This window comes from Limosilactobacillus reuteri subsp. porcinus (genome assembly GCF_036621895.1).
Classification (GTDB): Bacteria; Bacillota; Bacilli; order Lactobacillales; family Lactobacillaceae; genus Limosilactobacillus; species Limosilactobacillus reuteri_J.
Window position 1 is genome coordinate 2,400 of sequence record NZ_LN887329.1, and the last position, 252, is coordinate 2,651.

The 252-nt window shown below is 50.4% G+C and carries 1 protein-coding gene; it reads left to right on the top strand.

What is annotated here, in order from left to right; translation table 11 throughout:
• A partial coding sequence (locus AACL61_RS01325; RefSeq protein WP_423245872.1) for a hypothetical protein occupies positions 1-252 on the top strand: 252 nt, incomplete at both ends.

Below are 252 nucleotides of genomic sequence, written 5' to 3' on the forward strand. Positions count from 1 at the left end.
TGTCGCTAGCACTTAATGAAGTTGATTCACTAGCGCTTACTGAGGCGGAGGTGCTTTCGCTCGCGCTTACTGAGGCGGAAATACTTTCACTGGCGCTTACCGAAGCGGAAGTACTTTCACTGGCACTTACTGAAGCTGATGTGCTTTCACTTGCACTTACCGAAGCGGACGTGCTTTCGCTCGCACTCAACGATGTTGAGGCACTTTCACTGGCACTTACTGAAGCAGATGTGCTTTCACTTGCACTTACCG